The following is a 20,541-nucleotide window of genomic DNA, read 5'->3' as shown; positions in this document are numbered from 1 at the left end:
AAAAGATCTACAGGTAAACCTTTTTTGCTCGTTGAATTGTGACTGCCACGACTGAAAGCAGTAAAGTTTGAGGTGGATATTTGATCTAGTCCAAAAAAACGCCATGTTTACGTGTTTTTTCATTACATTTTGGTCGCGTTGATACCATGCGTAGGCTCAGTTGTTTTGATTATTTAGAAATTAAATGGCTTTTGCGATGCGGATCAAGGATTGGTTTGTTATGTTAGGTTAGATTGGTTGACAAATTTATTGAGTGCAGTGTGCTTGTTTTGGTGCTGCCAGTTTTGAGGTAATTATCAATATGTCAGTATTAGCAAAGGACGCCGTGACGTTTTCTGAACATGATACGTCAATTTCGCTATTTGACTTCACTGAAGCAAATATTCCAAGCCAATTTTCGTTTGAAAACATTGAGGCGCATATTGTATCAAGCGGTGAAGGCATTACTGCTGGAAACTATGCGTTAAAAATTCATACCCACAGTAAAGAGAACTTTTATACGTCGATTGTCCTTGAGCCAAGCGACGGCGAAGTGTGGGACTGGAGTTTGTTGCCAGCGTTTAGTTTTGCTTTTGATGCTACCAATATCGGTCAACGTTCAACACAGCTTTTTATCAATTTGTTTGATCATAAAGGGCAGATGCATAGCCGTTGTGCCACAATTCCATCTCAAACAAATGATACCTACTTAGTTGAATTAAAAGGGGAGTTTCTAAGAGGAAAAACTAACTTTGATTCTGGCTTACGTTCTAATCCGGCATCGTTTGATACTCCGTTTACTTACGCCACATGGATGTGGGGATTAATGAATGTGGATTTGACGAGCATCGTAAAAATTGAACTGAGCATCCATGGCACTTTGATTGATCACGATCTAGTCTTCGACAATTTTCGCTTGATGTTAAACCCAGAGCCAAACCCAACCTTTTTAGAAGGTGTGATAGACCAATATGGTCAAAACCGTGATGCGTCTTATTCTGAAAAAGTAACGTCTGATGAAGATTTACTTGCGCGTACGAGTCGTGAATTGCAACAGCTTAAAGAAGGCGCGATGCCGGATAGAGGTAAATTCGGTGGATACATCGGTGGTAAACGTCAGGAAGCGACCGGATTTTTTAGAACTGAGAAAATAGATGGTAAATGGTCGCTCGTTGATCCGGAAGGTTACCCCTATTTCGCAACGGGCATTGATATCATTCGCTTAGCTAATGCTTACACTATTACAGGTGTTGATTACGACCATAATAAAGTGGAATCTCGTACCTCCGATGATGTCACACCAGAAGATTCGAAAGAGAAAGTCACCGTACCATTTGCCGCTAAAGAAAGTGCGCATGTTGCCAACAAAGCAAGGCGTGACATATTTCAATGGTTGCCAAGTTATGAAGAACCACTTGGTGAACATTATGCTTACATGCGTGAGTTGTTTGAAGGGCCTGTCGAACGTGGCGAAACGTTCAGCTTTTATGCGGCAAACTTACAGCGTAAGTATGGTCTAGACTATTTAGAGAAATGGCGTGAAGTCACGCTCGATCGAATGTTGAACTGGGGCTTTACGTCTCTGGGCAACTGGACTAATCCAGAGTTCTACAGCAACGAGAAAATACCCTTTTTTGCGAATGGTTGGATTATTGGTGACTTTAAAACCGTAAGTAGCGGTGATGACTTCTGGGCCGCACTGCCTGATCCATTTGATCCGGTCTTTAGAGAGCGTGCTCGCGCTACAGTGACGCAAGTACGTGAAGAGATCAAAGAGACGCCATGGTGTGTTGGCATCTTTATAGACAATGAAAAAAGTTGGGGCCGAATGGGTACCATCGAGGGTCACCACGGTATTGCAATTCATACCTTAGGCCGTGATATGGCGGACTGCCCAACCAAGTTAGTATTTGTTGACACACTGAGAGCAAAATACACCACGATAGACGAATTAAATGCCCGTTGGGGCACCAGTATTGCTTCATGGGACACGCTGGGATCAGGCGTTAAAGGGCTAGAGCATAACGAAGCGCAACTAGAAGACTACGGTATGTTGCTTGAAGTGTTTGCTTCCGAGTATTTCCGCGTTGTAAATGAAGAATTAAAAGCACAATTGCCAAATCATTTGTATCTTGGTGTGCGATTCGCAGACTGGGGAATGACACCAGACGTGGTGCGTGCAGCAGCGAAACATTGTGACGTTATTAGTTATAACTATTACAAAGAAGGACTGCATCCTGAACCATGGAAATTCTTGCCAGAGATTGATATGCCAAGCATCATTGGTGAATATCATATCGGCTCAAAAGATGTCGGTTTTTATCATCCGGGGTTAGTCTGCGCGGCAAACCAACAAGAACGTAGCGAGATGTATGAGAGTTATATGCATACCGTTATCGATAATCCATATTTCGTTGGGGCACATTGGTTCCAATATATCGACTCTCCTATTGCGGGCCGTTCGTTTGACGGCGAGAACTACAACGTTGGTTTCGTGTCTACTGCGGATGTTCCTTATGAGCCAATGGTTGAAGCTGCCCAAAGACTGCATAGCCAGATGTATAAGCGTCGTTATCAAAAATAAAGATTGTTTCAGGTAATCACAAGGGCTGATATTCATTTATCAGCCCTTAACTCGGAGAGAGCCCATGGCATTTTATAGAAAAATTGTCGTTTTTTTATTAATCAATACAATGCTTTCACCGTCATTGTTTGCCTGTGCATTTCATGATCTTGCCACTGACAACCTCACTGAAGAATTGTCTTATACCGTTGGCCATTATATTAAAGTCGGACGCACTCAAGGAAAGATTGAAGAACCAAGTAATGACAGTATGGCCATGTACTTGTTTTTGAACTCATTACATAAAAAGTCCGCCGAACCAGCCATTTTTCATTTTCGACAGCCTATCGACGGTCACATGTCGACCATTGATGTGACGAGTACGTCTACAATTATTGAATACAACCCGGAGCGTACATTGCCGATGTTAATCACAGAAATGGACATATTATGGGGGTTAGCGCAGGGACGATTTAGTTGGCAGTGGGTGAAATCTGAAGGTTTGGCGACGATTAATGGTACAACTAAACAGCGGTCAAAATTAGATAAGATATTGAGTGAAACGTACAGTTAGTCAATGATTATTTTGGTGGTATTACGTTGTCAATAATACGTGACTTGGCAATGATGATTGATGTTTAGTTTATTATCGTATTATATAACTCACTATATCTCCGTGATAAGTTTTATATTGATTGGCTGATAGTATGCGTCTTATATGTTTTTTAACGTTAGCAGTATGATTTTATTATTAATTATTTTCCGGTTATAAAAGATATATCAATCACTCACGTTAATTACCAAATACTTGAGTTGATTGTATTTTTTGTTGTTCACGATGTTCACCGTGACGCTGTTTATAATCATTAATGATAATTGTATTTTGGCCAGAAGTATCAATGTAAATTCATAGCCTGTATTTTATGACATATAGGGTAAATGATGTGAAATAATTATTAGCATTAGGGAAGAACGATGAAAGGATACAAAAAGGATTTACTAGCGTTATCTTTAATTGGTTGTTTTTGCACATTGTCTACAACATCGTTAGCAAGCAGTACACCAGTTGTCGTTAAACCAGCGGTTCCGGTTGTATTTAAAGAAACGATAGATAGTACCGTTAAACGCCTTGTATTAGAACTGGATAATCTAGGAGATTATGCAACCGTCAGCGTTTACGCTAATGGTTATTTGATTGTTGATAATATGAATGTGCCATCAAAAGGCAAACAAACGCTATCTGCATTAGTGAAGTTTTCTGATTTAGATCGAGTAGCGTTAACCGTAAAATCGTTAACATCATCATTGGTGGTTCATAATTTAACTCTAGAAAAAGTTGATGATTTAATTATTCCTCGTTATGAGGATATATCAGTGAAGGCTGGGCTTGATAAAGTTAATTCGCTTAAATATGGAGGGCCGTCCGTTGCAGATATTAATAATAATGGTTACTACGACTTTGTCGTTAATAATCATAATGAAGAAAGCAGCAAACTGTATTGGAACAATGGTGATGGAACTGTAACAAAACATCATACGGATCTTTCTCGTTGGTATATGCATGATTTACACGGAACGTCATTCGCAGATTACGATAATGATGGTGATTTAGATCTAATTTTGGCACAAGGTGGCGGTAACGGTAGAAACCCATCGAGAAATAACTTTTATCATAATAATAATGGTGAATTTGTGCTTTACACGGGTGATGTCGGTATTGAACGTGGTGCTCGAGGCCGAGGCTCTAAGTGGGGAGACTTTAACAAAGACGGCAAGCTAGACTTTGTCATGATTAATGAGAGAGGGTTGTACAAAGAAACACCACAACATCATTTTTATGAAAATATGGGAGATGGTAAGTTTAAACTGCGTTCGGTTGAAGGTATTGAAAATGAAACGCCAGAGCGCGCATTGATTACGGACTTAAATAACGACGGTATTGATGACATCATTCTCTATGGTCACCGGGATACCATGTCAGTGTGGTTAGGAAATGGGGATTTTACTTTTACGAATATTACCTCTCAGTTTCCTAAAGCCCTTCGCGATGCGAAACAAATTTCAGCGGTGGTTGATTTAGACATTGATAACAACGGTAGAACAGATTTGTATTTTGCCCGCGGTAATGAGTTTGAGCATGGTCGAGGAGAATCGCCTTCGGTTGATTTTGATCCAGAAACTAAACAGTTCTCCATTAAACCACGCCCGTATTTTGGAAAAGAGCAGTGGCAATTTACCGCTGATGGAACATTAAAATTGGATAACTATTATTTCCTAGGACAAAATGGGTTTCGTCATAAAGACTATCCGATATTCTTAGGTAAAGATAAAAACGCGACGGCAGTCCCTTCAGGTGGCGAGTTTGAATTTTCTGCCGACGATGCACAGGGCTGGCCTGATGACATAAATAAGAGTGGCGTCTATTTCGGACATATAGGAAACGGGCAATGGAAAGCAGCGCTAGTTCGCAAAGGGGACATATTTTGGGCGTACAAATTTAATCTTACAGGAGTCACATCTTACAATTTAGATTTTACGCCAGAAAATCGAAATCGTAGAGATTTTTTGATTAGAAATGATGGCGATAAATTCGTTGATGTGTCGGAAGAATGGCAGATCCCTCGTGGTGGCAATGCGCAAGGAGTGACCACAGGTGATTTTAATAACAACGGCCAACAAGACCTTCTCGTTTATCGTTGGGGTAATGTTAACCATCGTATTTCAGACCTAATGTTGCTCAACAATAATGGTCGATTTGAAGCCGTCACTATGCATGGTGCGTCTGATGTTGGCGGTCCTGGTTATGGCGATATGGGACAAGCATTTGACTTTGATATGAATGGTCGAACTGACATTTTAAGTGGCAGCGAGTTTGGTGAGTGGTATCTCTACAGTAACCAAACAGAAGGCATTGGCAATTATGCTTCGGTTAGAGTTGGCTACTCACCAAAAGATAACATTGATCCCATTGCTGCGACGGTCACTGTGAAAACCGCTGATGGAGAGTGGCGCAAGCGAGTTGGGTCTGCCGGCGAAATTTTCTCTCAAAGTTTGTTGAATATCGTGCATTTTGGGGTCGGTGATGCTGAAGAAATTGAGTCTATTGTGGTGACTTGGAGAAACGGCGAGTCTGTAGCGTTTCGTAACAAAGCGGTGAATCAACAGTACTACACCGACAAATTAGATCCTGAGTCACTAGTGATTGAATCCGAGTTTGAACACATTCGTGAGAACACAGAAATTGCGCTTGGATTAAGTTCGTTGCCGTCAAAGTCTGATGCATCTGTAGTATGGTCAAGCAGTAATAATGATGTCCTGGTTGTCAATCAGGCGGGTGTGGTCTCTGCCGTTGGGCAAGTTGGTCAATCTGCGACGGTCTCAGCCTCAAGTAAGGTGGCGGAACTCAGTGCTAAGCGCACGTTTGAATTAGTGGATTGGTACCCTAACCCACTACAATTAGTGGAGCTATCAACAGACCAAGCATCGATGGTCGCTGGGGAAACCATGATGCTTGACGTTGCGATTCATCCGACTCAGCCTGATGATGGGACATTGAATTGGTCGAGTAGTGATGAAGCGATTGCGACAGTGACGGATGATGGCCTCGTCAATGCCCTCAGCGCGGGTGACGTTACCATTACCGTACAATCTAAGGTGAGTGACACCATTGGCAGTGTGATAAAACTGACAGTTGAGCCAAATATAGAGGGCTTTGTGAGTATTATAAGCAGTGACGCATACGCTCGGCAGCCTATTGTGATTAAGGAAAATATGACGGTTAAGGTTAATTACCATGCGGGCACTGACAATAAAGTTATTTCGGCTGATGAAGGAGGGCTGCGAATTTGGCTGCGTCATTTCCAACGTAAATGGTTACCTCAACGTGACATTGTCTTAGTGGAAGCCGAGGCGATTGATACCGAGTCTGGGAACGCCAGTTTTACTATTCCTCTTGAGGGTGTTGTTCCGACCAATGAGTTGCTAGAAGGACACTTTTACTCGCTTCGAGCGACATTTACCGCGAGTGATGGCACTATGCATAACCATGAGATTTATCCGCTTAACTTTGTGGCGGAATAAACATGATAATTGTGAATCACAAAGCCTGTTGATACAGACATCGTCTTAAACTATCAGAAGTGTTAGGCGAAAAGCCCGACCTTGATTTCAAGGTCGGGCTTTATTTATTACTCTTACCTATTTGTTACACATGTTGGTCTTTTTACAGCTTAAACCAAGTATTATAAACGAGAGTGGAGACCGTTTTAGGGGTTGTCGCTTAAATTATGCGCAACATGGCGTAGTGTATGTACTATTTTGTACGCTGTATTGTTTTAGCAAGATTTTAGTTGGAAAATAAGAACCTGACCATATTTCCAAGGATTATAATGAGACCGATACTTGAACATGTGCCGAACACTGAACAGCAGTTTTTGTATTTTAATCGTTACGAAAAGACGAGCTTTACCTTTCCTTGGCATTACCATCCACAGTGGGAGCTTAATTATATTATTGAGGGGACGGGGTCGGCATACACAGGTAACACCATTCGTCATTTCGTTGCCAACGAACTGGCGCTGGTTGCGCCAAACGTTCCTCACTGCTGGAAGAGTAATATTGGTACAAAGAGTGGTGTAAAGTCGATATTTGTTCAGTGGGATAATCGTTTTCTTGGTGATAATTGGCTCGAAAAGCCAGAATTCACAAGTATCAAGTCTATGTTTGAAGGGTGTAAAGCTGGGTTATCGTTTCGCCATTCTGACGTCTTTGGTGAGCGTATGATTGGTTTGCAATTAAAAAGTCCATTCAAACGTATGTTAGGGTTCATTGATTTATTACATGATCTAAGTATGCAAACAGACATCATGCCATTAGGGGAAGGCATGATGATGACACCCTCCATGGCTGCGGACAAACGAATCATTGCCATTTTGGATTATGTCAGCCAACATTACGCACAAAAAATAACGGCACAGAATATGGCAACATTGACCAATATGACGCCCGTTTCTTTTAGTAAGTTCTTTACGCGAACCTTTGAAAAAACGTTTACTCAATTTCTCAATGAATATCGGATAAGTCAGGCGTGCAGCCTATTGATATCGACTCGTCTAACGGTAGAACAAATTGCTGATCAGTGTGGTTATCAGAATATGTCGTTCTTTCATCGACAGTTTAAGTTATCAAAATCAGGAGTGACGCCGATTGCATTTCGTCGCTCTTATCTGCAGGTCACTAATCAGGAACCTGCAGATAGTACGTTGTGACTATTTTTTGACGGGTTTAAAAACGCGTATCCAGTCGACTAACATGGTGTTGCGGCCAGAAGTGTCAGCCAGCTCTTTGTCAGTCGGGTTTGACGTCCACCAACTTTGCAGCTCATTATTAATAATGATATCCATTGGCTTATTGAACCCTTTACCATCTTGATAATTGTAGGGATCAATAACAGATGTTGGTGAGCGTTCACTTGCTTGCTTTAAATAAGAAAAGTTAAACTCGCCTTGCTCTTTTTTATAAATATCAACTGCTTGATAGCCTTTACCATCGTCAGATAGTTTCTTGTTGCCGTTAACTTTCGGGTAGCTGTAAGTCCACGTCCACTCGCCACGATTGAACATTTTTGTAGCAAAGGCATTGTTGTAGACAACACGAACGAGTTCGCCATTAATATAATATTCAAAGTGGAAAGGGTTAACCCAGTTCACACCAATTTGAATGTATTGGCGATCGCCATTGTTCCAAGTGTAATCCCCCCAACTTGCGTGCCCTTCACGATCGCCAAGCCACCAACTGTTTGTGTCTCGAGGTTGATAATCTGTAAATGGGTCACGGATGAATGAGTGGTGGCTAAGATGAATATACTGCGAGAAATGGCCATTATTGTTGTCTTTGCCGGGATACGCTTCGAGAATATCAATCTCTTGCGTGTCATCAGGGCTGAGTAACCATACTGCCGTTGCGAGTGAAATATCAGCAAGACTCACACTGGCTTCAACAAAGACAGGATACTCGACCTGAGTATTAGAGGTGATACAACCAGCATTGACTCCTGGCTTTCCTTGTTTTTCCGTGCTCGGATTCCGTGATAGGTAGAATTCTAGATTGCCGTCTTGGACACCAATGTGATCGTGTTTCCAGTAGGTGGCGCCAGGGCCGTCCCACGCATTATGATAAAAGTTGTACCATTTACCTTCGCCAAAATCAGCGCGCTCAGTCGTAGGTTCAAATGTGTACTTGAAGTCATCTGAGATATGAGTTTGTGCTTGCCATTGTTGTTGCTCTCCCGCTGATGCAGGAACATCAAGTAACAAGTAATCAACTGCAGTTGGGTCGAGCCCGATTGCCTTGTAGCCGCCTTTCGACGCGGCCGTTAGTTCGGTTGTACTGTCTGGGCCGGGTTGGGCTGAAATGACGCGCTCATAACCCGTTAATGTAGGTTTGGTGCTTGTTGATGCACAACCGGCTAAACCTATTGCGATCGACGTAATAATGAGGGTGTTTTTTTTCATTGAAATTGAATCCCTAGTATCAATCATAAAAAAATGCCAAAGCTTGCTAATGAGTTAACTAAGCTTTGGCAATGTAGAGAATTTGGGTGTTATTGCGCAACGGGTTTGAAGACACGTACCCAATCGACAAGCATGACATTCTTACCTGAATTATCTGCCAGTTCAGCATCTGTTGGATCATGCTCCCACCAACTTTGGAATTCATTGTTTATGATGATATCCATTGGTTTGAAGAACCCTTTTCCATTTTGATAGTCATAAGGGTCAATAACAGATGCTGGAGAACGCTCGCTGGCTTTTTTAAGGTAGCTGAAATTAAAATCATCACTATTTTGTTCATAAATTTCGACCGCTTGGTAACCTGTATTGTCACTCATTAGGTCGTTGTTACTATCGACTTTTGGATAACTGTAATACCATGTTGACGCGCTACCGGAGTACATCTTAGTGGCAAATGCATTGTTATAAAGCACTCGAACCAATTCACCATTAATGTAGTACTCGAAATGATAAGGGTTGATCCAATTCACGCCGATTTGTACGTATTGGCGGTTACCATTGTTCCAAGTATATTCTCCCCAAGTCTCATGCCCTCCCATATGATGGTCGTCGTTTGAACCTTGCCACCAGCTATTTTTATCGCGAGGTTGATAATCAGTGAAAGGCTCTCGAATGAAAGAGTGATGGCTTAGATGAATAAATTTCGAAAAGTAGGTATTCCCGTTTCCGCCGCCTGCATACGATTCAAGAATATCGATTTCTTGGGTATCATCTGGGCTTAATAACCACACTGCAGCAGCCAGAGAAATATCGGACATACTGACACTCGCTTCTACAAAAACGGGAAATTGAACTTGTTGGTTTGACGAAATACACGCCGCGTTCACACCCGGTTTATCTTGTTTATCTGTTCTGTCGCTTCGAGATACGTGAAACTCGGCTTTACCATTTTTTACCGTAACGTGATCGTGCTGCCAATAGGTTGAGCCTGGACCGTCCCAGCTAGAATGATAAAAATTGTACCAACGGCCATCTCCGAAATCTTTTCGCTCTGATGTGGCATCAAATTGGTACTGGAAATCATCGGACATATCCGTCTGCTCTTGCCATGTCTGGTTGATGCCTGCATCTGCAGGCACCGCTAGATTATGGACGTCAGATGGTTCTTGGCTAACAGAAGCATAACCGAGTCTAGAAACATCCGTTACTATCGTTGAGCTATCAGGTCCAGACTGAGGAGGTGCGACACCATTTTGCCCACCTGGATTTGTCGGACCATCGCTTGAGCCTCCGCCACAACCGACAAGCGCAGTCGTAATTACTGTTAGTAAAAAAGTACGTTTCATTGTTTCCAATCCCTTTAATGTATGTCTTTATACTTTGGATAAGCTTACACATTTCAACCAATGAGTTTTGTGATCAACCAATTGTATTCAACTGGCAACCCAATATGAAATGCTATTCTCGCCATTATTGTGACCTACTTGGTGATTTGTGCAGATAAAGTAACGGCTGAACCAATTGGAACAGCCTTAATACTCTAGGATGTTAGATTTTCTTTATATGCTCTTTTGGGATTTGAATTGGCTGACAATAGAACTTCAATTTGTTCAATGGATTTGTCCTTTGTTTCTGGCAATAGCTTGGTGATCAGTGCTAAACCGATACCGCTAAATATGGCGTACATTAAGAATGTGTTAGCAGCCCCTAAATTAGCCAGTTGCCAAGGGAAGAACTGCTGAATCAAGTAACTAGCAATACTAGTGACGATGGCTGAGATCGGTATGGCAGCGCTGCGAACCGAATTAGGGAATATCTCAGAAAAGAGCACCCACATAATTGGACCAATTGAGATATGAAACGCGGCAATAAAACCAAGAATGCCAAATAAGACTAAATAGGAATTAACGATGATCGCTTTCTCAATAATACTCGCTTCATATTTCACCAATTCAATTGGAGAGTAGACCGTTGACAAAGCATCTTTAAATTCGACATCACTATTAAAAACTAATCCTTTGAATGACTCAAGTGGCGCAACGTCGATGGTTTCAGACAGTTGTTCAATGTTGGTATCTGTGAGCTCAAACTTGGCACTGTTAAAGCCATACCAGCATGTAAGATGGCTAAGAACAGCGCAAGTCAGGCCGATAAGTAATAGTGGACGGCGTCCCAATTTGTCTATGAACATAATCGCAAAGATGGTAAAAATGACGCTCGTTAAACCAATATATATCGCTTGTTGGAATGCCGCGTTACCACCAAATCCTACCTGTTCGAAAACTGTCGGTGCATAGAATAGGATGGCATTCATGCCTGTGATGCCTTGAACGATAGCGATCGTCACGCCAATCACCAATGCGGTGCGATACTTCGATGTAATGAGATTTTTAAGTTGATGACTAAAGGCTGGCTGCTTATCTTCTTGCATCGTAGCGTTGACCTCTTTTACTGTATCCATTAATTCTTCAGGTGCATACTGCTTGCTCAGTACCTCTTTTGCTTCCTTAACTTTACCTCTGGTGATTAACCAACGAGGTGATTCTGGGACGGTAAACAATAACCCAAACCATAGGATTGCAGGAACCAGTTCTGACGCTAGCATGGTTCTCCAAATACCCTCTGATGAAAGTAAGTAGATGTTCTCATTAAGATTGATGACAAGGTAGTAGTTAATAAAATAAGCCATGGATAAACCAATGACGATATTGAATTGGTTACATGACACCAATTTACCTCGTAATCGAGAAGGGGCGACTTCACCAATGTACATGGAGGCCAAAGATAGAGAACTGAAGGCAAGACCACCAATAAAACGAGCGGCGACAAGCATCTCATAACTCGTTGATAATGCGGAACCTATTGCGGAAAAAATATAGAGTCCTGCTATCAGGATAAGGGTGTTTTTTCTTCCCCAAGTGTCGGCTATTTTGCCGGCAAAACATAAGGCGATGATTGCGCCAAGGCTCGGTGCACTTACCACCGTACCAACCTGTAAATTTGACAACCCAAACTCCATACTAATATAGCGAATGGTTCCCGATATGATCGCGGCATCAAGGCCGAAGACAAACCCACCCAGAGCGACAATCATCGCGTATCGAATGGCATTTTTAGTATGTTGGTTCATTGCGTATTACCCACTAAAGAAAGTTAAACCAATAGTGAGGCAAAGGTAATCCAAAATCTGCTAAATTGATCACAATTGGTCGATCAATTATGTATTTTTATATGTTTTTATCAACCAATTCAAGTTTGACCAAAAAAACACCATTGCGGCTGTTTTCTTAGTTAAAGAATGCGCTCATTTCACGACACTGGTGGTCATATCTAATACGATTGGCTGGGATAGTGCAAAATACAGACAACAACGGAAGGGATGCGAGTACGGCCGCTAGGAGCCGTTGCGTTGGATTAACGAGTACCTACCTAAGAATCGCAGGACCCCACGCATAATCTCAATTTACTTTTAGTCGGAATGAATAGAAGTGGGTTAGCAACATCATCCTAAGCGAATAGCGCAACGAAAATAATGAGTGTACTGGTCATTGAGCAGCAGCCCGTATCTATTTGGACTGTTTGCGGGTCAAGACGGTGGTATTTGCATCAGGCCTTAAGTAGAAAAAGCATCGCTATAGCGATGCTTTTTCTACGGTTTATCTTAATTACCATTTATCAAATTATTGATAATTGACATACACGGTTTTCTTTTGCAGATACCCTTCTAGACCGTGCTTACCATCCTCTCCACCAATACCAGAGCGTTTGAAACCTGTGTGGAATCCATTAAACAGCTCGCCGTTAGGACGATTAACATAGATTTCACCCACTTCAAGTTCATGCACTGCCTGCATGATTTTACGCATATCGTTCGTGTAAACATAACCTGAAAGACCGAGGTCGATATCATTCGCATACTCTAAAGCTTGCTCGAAACTACTCACGGGCATAGCAGATACGATTGGACCAAAAGTCTCTTGTTTCATGATATCCATATCATTAGTTACATTCGTAATAATAGTGGGTGCGAACCAGAAACCTTTATCGAATTCGGAACCTTCTGGTTTACCGCCGCCTAACTCGATTACAGCACCTTGTTCTTGAGCGCGCTTGACCATGCGAGTGAGGTTTTCGATTTCTCTTGAGTTGACTTTGGGACCTATATCGGTTGTGCTTTCGAGGGGATTACCCACGATGAGTTCTTTGGTTTTAGCAATGAATTTAGCCATAAACTCATCGTAAATAGCCTCATGGATATACATTCGCTCGTTTGATGTACAAATTTGCCCACAGTTACCAAATCCGGACTTAACGGCAATTTCAACGACATGATCAACATCAACGTCGTCGAGGACAATGAAGGGTGCTTTGCCACCGAGTTCCAGATTAAGGGCTGTAATGTTTTCTGATGCAGAACGATATAGAATGGAACCTACTTCAGAACTACCTGTTAATGTGACCAGTTTGGTGATCGGATTGCGAACCAACTCGTCACCGACGATGCCACCTTCACCAGAAATAATATTGACGACACCTTTTGGAAAATCACATTCTGCGATGAGCTTAGAAAACTCCAATACTGCAAGGGGTGTATCTGCTGGGGGCATTACAACCATGGTATTGCCAGTGACAAGCGCATTACCAAGCTTTCTTGCGGCGAGAGCGAGTGGGTAGTTCCACGCGAGTAATCCTACGGTCACCCCAAATGGTACACGCTGAATCCAAATTTGTTCGTCTTGATTTTCGCTGGTAAATATTTCACCTTCGATACGTCGAGCTGATTCTGCCGCATAGCGAAGAAAGCCGACAGAACCTGCAACTTCGCCGCGAGCATCAGACAACGTTTTGCCTTGCTCTGTGGTTAACAAAATGGCAAATGATTCTGAGTTTTGTTCTAACTTATCTGCCAATTTAGAGACATATTGTGCACGTGTTTGAGCAGGAAGTTTCGCCCAAGCTTTAGAAGCTCTCTCACTAGATATCAGCGCTTTCTGCGCATCTTCTCGCGTTGCTTTTGGTGCGTAACCCACGATGTCTTCGTTACTTGGGTTAATGACCTGAATGGTTTCTGAGTCAGAGGCCTGTAACCACTGACCATCGATGTATAGATTGCTGTATAAAGTAGACATAAGGACCCTAGGCGAATTCAAATAATATATGATTAATATAACTTAAATCTACATAGTGGAAAACCAAATGATTTTATTGGTTAACGTATATGTGATTTGGTTAACGTATTTTTCGATTGTTTATGAAGGAGTGATGTTTTGTTGGGCACTTATCACAAATATTATATCAATACAGGGGGTAAATGACACTATCAGTAGATTCGTGACAGTGGCATAATACAAACGTGTGCAACTAGTGGTAAAATTGGTTACATTAACTTAAAATAGGTTGACCGAATCAACCTGACAACCCCGGAAAAATAATGATTGAATCAAGTAATACTAAAAGACGGTACTATGATATCGGGCTGCAAATTGAAGAATTGCTTCACTCTGGAGTTTTCAAGGCTGGTGAGCGTTTGCCCTCCGAACGTGAATTAAGTGATCGCTTTGAAACAAGTAGAGCGACTATCCGCGAAGCGATTATCATGCTTGAGTTGAAAGGCTTAGTGATTGTTCGGCAAGGGGCTGGTATCTATTTTATTGATTCTCCTGATAAAGCTTCTAATAGTGCCTTTATTCCGAAGAGCGATATTGGTCCGTTCGAGCTCCTACAAGCAAGGCAGATTATTGAAAGTAGCATAGCTGGTTTTGCAGCAACGCAGATAAAATTCAATGAATTGAGAGAGCTAAAAAAAGTACTTAATCAGCAAGAAAGTGAAATCAACGGGAACAGTGAAAAGTTTGAACAGCTTGATGAACAGTTTCACCACTTGATTTCAGAGTCGACACAAAACCGCGTACTTATTCGCCAAGCCGCCGAAATGTGGAATACAGTTCGTATTAAAAACCCATTATGGCGAGAGCTGAACCATAAATATTTACATGAAGAGCGACTGCAGACGCAGTGGATCAACGATCATAAGCGTATCCTGATGGCGCTGCAAAAGCGTTCGGCAGAAGAAGCGAAGCAAGCAGTCTGGCAGCATATTGAGAACAGTAAGGTTGAGCTCTTAAAAATTGCTTCATCAGAAGGCGTTGATGAAGAGCTTGATGATCTTTTCTTTGCTCTCGATTTGGACATTGAAAACAGCTGAGGCTAATCGATGTTACAAAGACCCGCTGATAGCGGGTTTTTTTTCGTTTGATGGTTATGAAAGGCGATTTTTTATAAGTTTACAGTGGTGCTAAGGGATATTCTGTCACCAATTCGATAAAGAAAATGAATACATAAAAAAGCCCCTCAAATGAGGGGCGTAGTGTTATTAGTTTGACGGTTCTTTAGCAAGGGTTTTCATCACCAGCTGAGGTAATACAGACTGGCTGAGTTCCCCAATCCTTCCTCTCTCCTTGATCATTACTAAACTCTAAAAATAAGTAGTAGAACTCATTAGTAGGCAGATCTTTAGTTGGGACTAGCCCATCAAGTTGATAAGACGGTAGATCCAGTGAGTAGGTTACAGTGCCTTTTTCCCCTCCAATGGTGTCTGGCACGATATCGTATTGCACGCCTGTTCCTTTGCCTGCGTAGTCGGTAATAAGAGCCCAGCTTGGTTGCTGAAGACGGCGTAGATAAATTTTCACACCGTCGGGTGTGACATTATTAGAGCCAGCGTTATAGTCAAATGTCACTTCCATTGGTTTGTTGATTGGGTTGGCGCGAGTTTTGTATTTCCAATCGTTGTCCAATTTAATGGCAATCGCGACATAGTCTTCAACATCCATAGTCACAGAATCTTGAATGGTGTTTGGAGTTTCACTGCCATTTGCTGTCGCAGTAACTGTCACGCTACCTGTGCCTGTTCCTGATACTTCGCCTAGTTCTGAAACCGTAGCGACTGCGGAGTTAGACGTGGTCCAAGTTACAGATTCGTCATCAGGCTTTTCTGTTGCGTCGCTAGACTCTAGTGTCGTGTTCAGTTGGATGCTTTGACCAACATACAGTTGACTGCCGTCATGTTCTAGCGTGATATCCGTGACGTAAACAGGATCAAATGCACCAACCAAAATAAGAATGCTCTCACTTACTCCTTCTGCCGTTGACGAAGTTACCGTAATCGTTGCATCTCCATTTGCATGTGCGGTAATGATTCCGTTGTTGTCAACACTAGCAACAACGCTATTGCTACTGGAATACGTCACTGCTGACTCTGCGTTCAACGGTGTGAATTCAGGCTCCAAAGAATACACTTCATCAACGCGTAATTTTTTCTCCGTGCGCTCTAGTGAAATGGCTGTTGGCACTGGGGCAATACCGTTATCGGATTCCAGTGTGTCATTTAGGGTTGGGTCAATAAAGGTTACCGTTTCACCATTTCGCCAAATAATAGTGGCTTTATCCACTTGTTCGCTAATGCCTAGGCCAAAATGCGTTAGGTTCATTACACCTTGAGAAAAGGCTTCACCACGAGAGCCCACTCGATGAGACGGTGTGGTGCCAGATGCAGTTTCTAAGACAATACGAGCACCTAACGGGTCAATATTTGCAAATGGACTGTAACCGACGTCAACATTAAGGTAGTTACCTTCATTGGCGGTAGTGTTTTTGTACAAGTACCATTTGCCTTCTTCATTACTACCATTAAGCAAATCGATTTGACCGTTACGATTAAAATCAAATGCTTGTCCCATATCACCATGACCAGGATCATTAACATCATGCGCGCCGTGAATGGTCGTGGTTTCAAACTGTCCTTTACCATTGTTGACCAGCAGTAAGTCAGAAATGCGCTCTTTTAAGAAACCGTAGCGGTGAATGAAAATATCATTCCAGCCACTATTGTTGAAGTCTCCGAAAGTGACTCCCCAGTGATTACCGCCAATCGGTACATTCCACTCTTGCGATGCGTCGACAAATTTATCGCCTTGGTTAATAAGTAGTACGTCGCTAACGTTACGATTGGTCGGCTGCCATTCTGTCTCAATGCCGGTGACATTTTCAAGCGAGAACGAGACGTTCCAATAAACATCTTGATTTCGTACCCATTCGGCTTTCCATTTTCCGTTACCTGTGTGCCCGATATAAATACCATTTTGGTCGCGGACATCCGGGAAACCGTTGGCATCTTCAGGCTTTATATCGAGATGATGAGGAGCGTCTTTCATGTCTGGGTGAAGTTGACTATCCTGGAAGCCTGTGGCGAAAACCCACTTTTTCTCTTTCGAGTCACCGAGGTAAATGGGATAACCATCATCATACTGACGATAAACCAGGTCGAGATCCTTGAGCGTCAGTGTTGCGCCGTCATCTGTTGTAATATCAATCAGTGTTGTTCCTTTTTCCCCGTCATCACGCACGTCGAACTTTGTCGTTGTCGGGTTGAAATCATAAGATTTACGAGACATTTGATATTCAGGGAGGCCACGGGATAAGTAGATATCAAATAATCCATCGTTATTTAAATCGACCTCTGCGGCAGCCTGAATTTGAAACAGGTTTTGAGCACTTTCTGGTAATCGCTCGCTGGAAACGTTAGTGAATGTGAAATCACCATTATTCTTCCACAATGATAGCGGTGAAAACAGTAACAGGTCTTGTTTGCCGTCGTTGTCAAAATCAAGAACGAGCACTCGTTCAGACTGTGTCATCTCGATGCTTGGAATGCGAACTTGTTCGAAAGTCCCATCGCCATTATTGCGATAGAACAGTTGAACAGGGCCATCGTAATTTGGGGTTGTAGCATTAACCAGAACGAGATCTAATAGACCGTTGTTATTGAGATCGACCCAGCGCGGTGAGCGCCCACGTGCGGGGGTGTTAATACCGCCATTATTTTCTACCTCAACAAACTTGCCGCCTTCATTTTTAAATAGAATGTAAGAAGAAGGGCTCGTGCCGTTTGCTCCCCCCATTGCCAGCATTAAGTCAAGATTACCGTCGTTCGTGAAATCCCCCAACGCAGTACCGTGGTAGTCTTGGGCGTATGGGAAAATAGGGTCTACATCGACAGTGGCTCCAGAAAAGTTAGTCACCACTTGTGGTGCGATGTAGTTATGGTTGTTGAGAATAGCATCATAGAATCCGTTGCCGGCAATATCCCCAATTGACGGTCCGCCATATTTGTACGTGACTTCTGTTTCTAATCCCACCTCTTCTGATGCGTCTGTAAATTGAGGCAGAGTCACGTCGCCAAGTGGAGAAGCTGTCATTGAGTTGACTCTCACAGCCCCTGTTCTGACGGCTATTGTAAATACTGTACCATCATCATTTTGAGTCGCTACATCATTGAGTTGAGTAATCAAGCGTAAAGAGTGCTCGCCAGAGCTTGGGATATCAACCTGATCTAAAAGAATGTGGCTGCCTTGAAGCACGGAGATAGAGGCGTAGGCTGAATCTATCGTCACATTTAAATCAAATGCTTGAAGTGAGTCAGGCGATGTGATGTCGAGAGCGACGTTAATATCTTTGCCTACTTCAGTTGTGGCGGGCAATGAAACGGAAGGATTTTGGCCCCCGGGCGGGACTTCACTGTCGTTTGAGCTACTTTTGCACCCTACAGCGGTTGCTATAGCCAATGCTAAGAAGCTATAGCCTATTTTGGTTAATGACATTTGTTTTCCTTTAATTGTCAAAGAGGTTTCGCTGCGTAAAGTAATTCTTTTTTTTAAACTGGTCTGTGATCACGATCTTTTGGTTTGCCAAATGTGTATTTAAATTTTCCAATAGTTGAAATAGATCAACCTATTTTGTTTTTTAACATCTATTTCGTTAAGATGTTGTGGTTTTATCGATTGTTTCTTGGGAATGTGACGTAGGTTATTTAGAGTTGGCATTTAGACTGTTATCTTTTGTTCAACCAATTTTTTGTATTTAATTAAAAAGTGAGATTGCGATGAAGCGTTATCAAATGTATGTGGGTGGTGAGTGGGTTAGTGCAAAAAATAACCAGGTTGAGCAAGTGATTAATCCGTCGACGGAAGCTGTGATAGCTGAAATCCAAAATGCGGATGAGAGCGATGCGGATCGTATACTCGAGGTGGCGAAACAAGCGCAGAAGTCATGGGCAAAGATTCCCGCTAAACAAAGAGCTGACACCATGCGCAAGTTTGCTCAATTGATTAGAGAGAACAAAGAAAACTTAGCTGAGCTTTTAGTTAAAGAACAAGGAAAGCTCCATCGTGTAGCATTGGGAGAGGTTGAAGTTACCAGTACCTTTATCGAGTACGCTTGTGACTGGGCCAGACAAATGGACGGGGATATTGTCCAATCCGACAATGAAAATGAACAAATTATGATCCACAAGGTGCCTCGTGGTGTGGTCGTTGCGATTACGGCTTGGAACTTTCCGCTGGCATTGGCTGGGCGGAAAATTGGGCCTGCACTTATCGCAGGTAATACGATAGTGGTTAAGCCAACGTCTGAAACGCCATTGGCGACACTCGAGTTGGGTTACCTGGCAGAGCAAGCTGGCATTCCCGCTGGAGTACTCAACATTGTGACAGGGGGGGGAAGAACGTTAGGCAATGCCCTTGTTGGACATCGACTAACCAATATGGTCTCGATGACAGGCAGCACTCCTGCTGGACAATCCATTATTAAAGCGTCTGCGAATAATATGGCACATGTTCAGCTCGAACTTGGGGGGAAAGCTCCTTTTATCGTAATGGAAGACGCTGATCTTGAACAAGCTGCTGCTGCTGCGTTGCATTCACGTTTTGATAACTGTGGACAAGTATGTACCTGTAATGAGCGTATGTACGTACATAGTGGGGTTTATGATGAGTTCATGCGTATATTTATGGAAAAAGTGGCGGCAATAAAAGTTGGTGATCCAATGGACCCGTTGAGTGATATGGGGCCTAAAGTAAATGCGCGCGAATTAGCGCACATGGAAGAACTCGTTACGCAAGCAATCGCTGAGGGCGCCACGCTAGCGTTCGGAGGACACAGAGTTCAAGGTACCGACTTTGAAAAAGGTTTTTGGTTCCAGCCAACAGTACTTACCGATGTGACGCAAGCGATGACGATTGTGCATGAAGAAGCGTTTGGTCCAATCTTGCCGGTTATTCAATTTGACACGTTCGAAGAAGTTATTGGTTACGCGAACGACAGTGATTATGGTCTTGCCGCGATGATTTGTACAAATAACATGAAATATGTCAACCAGTTGTTGTCTGAGTTAGAATCTGGTGAGATTTATATCAACCGTGGTCATGGTGAGCAACACCAAGGCTTCCACAATGGGTACAAATTAAGCGGTACTGGTGGTGAGGATGGTAAATATGGTTTTGAACAATATTTGGAGAAGAAAACGTTTTATGTAAACTTTAACTAATATTTTAAAAATCAACCGTGTAAAGCCAGTACCGTTGTTTAATCAATGGCTGGCTTTTTTTGTCTCTAGTTTGTCTCTTTGTTCAATTATCCATTCATTTACCA

At 42.5% G+C, this 20,541-nt stretch carries 11 protein-coding genes; 6 read left to right on the top strand and 5 right to left on the bottom strand.

Translation table 11 applies throughout. From position 1 onward, the window contains the following. The first annotated feature begins 301 nt into the window (after nucleotides 1–301). From ACE1OE_RS02205 to ACE1OE_RS02190, 4 genes are all read left to right on the top strand, one after another. On the top strand, nucleotides 302–2,563 hold the full coding sequence (locus ACE1OE_RS02205) for a beta-galactosidase (protein ID WP_449209956.1): 2,262 nt from the start codon (nucleotides 302–304) through the stop codon (nucleotides 2,561–2,563). A gap of 64 nt (nucleotides 2,564–2,627) precedes the next feature. Continuing rightward, complete coding sequence (locus ACE1OE_RS02200) at nucleotides 2,628–3,116, top strand: hypothetical protein (protein ID WP_449209955.1); 489 nt, start codon at nucleotides 2,628–2,630, stop codon at nucleotides 3,114–3,116. 401 nt (nucleotides 3,117–3,517) lie between these two features. Beyond that, nucleotides 3,518–6,622, top strand: a complete 3,105-nt coding sequence (locus tag ACE1OE_RS02195; protein WP_449209954.1) for an FG-GAP-like repeat-containing protein — start codon at nucleotides 3,518–3,520, stop codon at nucleotides 6,620–6,622. Nucleotides 6,623–6,930: 308 nt separating this feature from the next. Then, nucleotides 6,931–7,809 carry an AraC family transcriptional regulator gene (locus ACE1OE_RS02190; RefSeq protein ID WP_449209953.1) on the top strand — a complete coding sequence of 293 codons (879 nt, stop codon included), beginning with the start codon at nucleotides 6,931–6,933 and terminating at the stop codon, nucleotides 7,807–7,809. Here the strand turns inward: ACE1OE_RS02190 and ACE1OE_RS02185 are convergent, their stop codons facing one another. The 4 genes from ACE1OE_RS02185 to aldA (ACE1OE_RS02170) all read right to left on the bottom strand — a co-directional run bounded on the left by ACE1OE_RS02185 (nucleotide 7,810) and on the right by aldA (ACE1OE_RS02170) (nucleotide 14,183). Then, the gene (locus ACE1OE_RS02185) at nucleotides 7,810–9,054 is read right to left on the bottom strand and encodes a hypothetical protein (RefSeq protein ID WP_449209952.1); all 1,245 of its coding nucleotides are present in this window, start codon (nucleotides 9,052–9,054) and stop codon (nucleotides 7,810–7,812) included. An 89-nt stretch (nucleotides 9,055–9,143) separates the two neighbouring features. Next, a complete protein-coding gene (locus ACE1OE_RS02180; protein ID WP_449209951.1) occupies nucleotides 9,144–10,400 on the bottom strand; it encodes a hypothetical protein in 1,257 nt (418 codons plus the stop codon). A 194-nt stretch (nucleotides 10,401–10,594) separates the two neighbouring features. Further along, nucleotides 10,595–12,184, bottom strand: coding sequence for a sugar porter family MFS transporter (locus tag ACE1OE_RS02175; RefSeq protein ID WP_449209950.1), 1,590 nt, complete (start codon nucleotides 12,182–12,184; stop codon nucleotides 10,595–10,597). 550 nt (nucleotides 12,185–12,734) lie between these two features. Next, on the bottom strand, nucleotides 12,735–14,183 hold the full coding sequence (gene aldA, locus ACE1OE_RS02170; protein WP_449209949.1) for an aldehyde dehydrogenase: 1,449 nt from the start codon (nucleotides 14,181–14,183) through the stop codon (nucleotides 12,735–12,737). A 302-nt stretch (nucleotides 14,184–14,485) separates the two neighbouring features. On the opposite strand from aldA (ACE1OE_RS02170), the gene ACE1OE_RS02165 reads away from it, so the two are divergent. Beyond that, the gene (locus ACE1OE_RS02165; protein ID WP_449209948.1) at nucleotides 14,486–15,259 is read left to right on the top strand and encodes an FCD domain-containing protein; all 774 of its coding nucleotides are present in this window, start codon (nucleotides 14,486–14,488) and stop codon (nucleotides 15,257–15,259) included. 184 nt (nucleotides 15,260–15,443) lie between these two features. Here ACE1OE_RS02165 and ACE1OE_RS02160 read toward each other — a convergent pair whose 3' ends face one another. Beyond that, complete coding sequence (locus ACE1OE_RS02160) at nucleotides 15,444–18,713, bottom strand: FG-GAP-like repeat-containing protein (RefSeq protein WP_449209947.1); 3,270 nt, start codon at nucleotides 18,711–18,713, stop codon at nucleotides 15,444–15,446. Nucleotides 18,714–18,994: 281 nt separating this feature from the next. On the opposite strand from ACE1OE_RS02160, the gene aldA (ACE1OE_RS02155) reads away from it, so the two are divergent. Continuing rightward, nucleotides 18,995–20,437: an aldehyde dehydrogenase gene (gene aldA, locus ACE1OE_RS02155; RefSeq protein ID WP_449209946.1), complete on the top strand. Its 1,443-nt coding sequence runs from the start codon at nucleotides 18,995–18,997 to the stop codon at nucleotides 20,435–20,437. The last annotated feature ends 104 nt before the right edge of the window (nucleotides 20,438–20,541 follow it).

The organism is Vibrio sp. E150_011, from assembly GCF_053544015.1.
This window is presented reverse-complemented; position numbering and strand designations above follow the sequence as displayed.

Coding starts and splice junctions, on each gene's coding strand:
- ACE1OE_RS02205 (WP_449209956.1), top strand. CDS start 302: ATGTCAGTATTAGCAAAGGACGCCGTGACGTTTTCTGAACATGATACG.
- ACE1OE_RS02200 (WP_449209955.1), top strand. CDS start 2,628: ATGGCATTTTATAGAAAAATTGTCGTTTTTTTATTAATCAATACAATG.
- ACE1OE_RS02195 (WP_449209954.1), top strand. CDS start 3,518: ATGAAAGGATACAAAAAGGATTTACTAGCGTTATCTTTAATTGGTTGT.
- ACE1OE_RS02190 (WP_449209953.1), top strand. CDS start 6,931: ATGAGACCGATACTTGAACATGTGCCGAACACTGAACAGCAGTTTTTG.
- ACE1OE_RS02185 (WP_449209952.1), bottom strand. CDS start 9,054: ATGAAAAAAAACACCCTCATTATTACGTCGATCGCAATAGGTTTAGCC.
- ACE1OE_RS02180 (WP_449209951.1), bottom strand. CDS start 10,400: ATGAAACGTACTTTTTTACTAACAGTAATTACGACTGCGCTTGTCGGT.
- ACE1OE_RS02175 (WP_449209950.1), bottom strand. CDS start 12,184: ATGAACCAACATACTAAAAATGCCATTCGATACGCGATGATTGTCGCT.
- aldA (WP_449209949.1), bottom strand. CDS start 14,183: ATGTCTACTTTATACAGCAATCTATACATCGATGGTCAGTGGTTACAG.
- ACE1OE_RS02165 (WP_449209948.1), top strand. CDS start 14,486: ATGATTGAATCAAGTAATACTAAAAGACGGTACTATGATATCGGGCTG.
- ACE1OE_RS02160 (WP_449209947.1), bottom strand. CDS start 18,713: ATGTCATTAACCAAAATAGGCTATAGCTTCTTAGCATTGGCTATAGCA.
- aldA (WP_449209946.1), top strand. CDS start 18,995: ATGAAGCGTTATCAAATGTATGTGGGTGGTGAGTGGGTTAGTGCAAAA.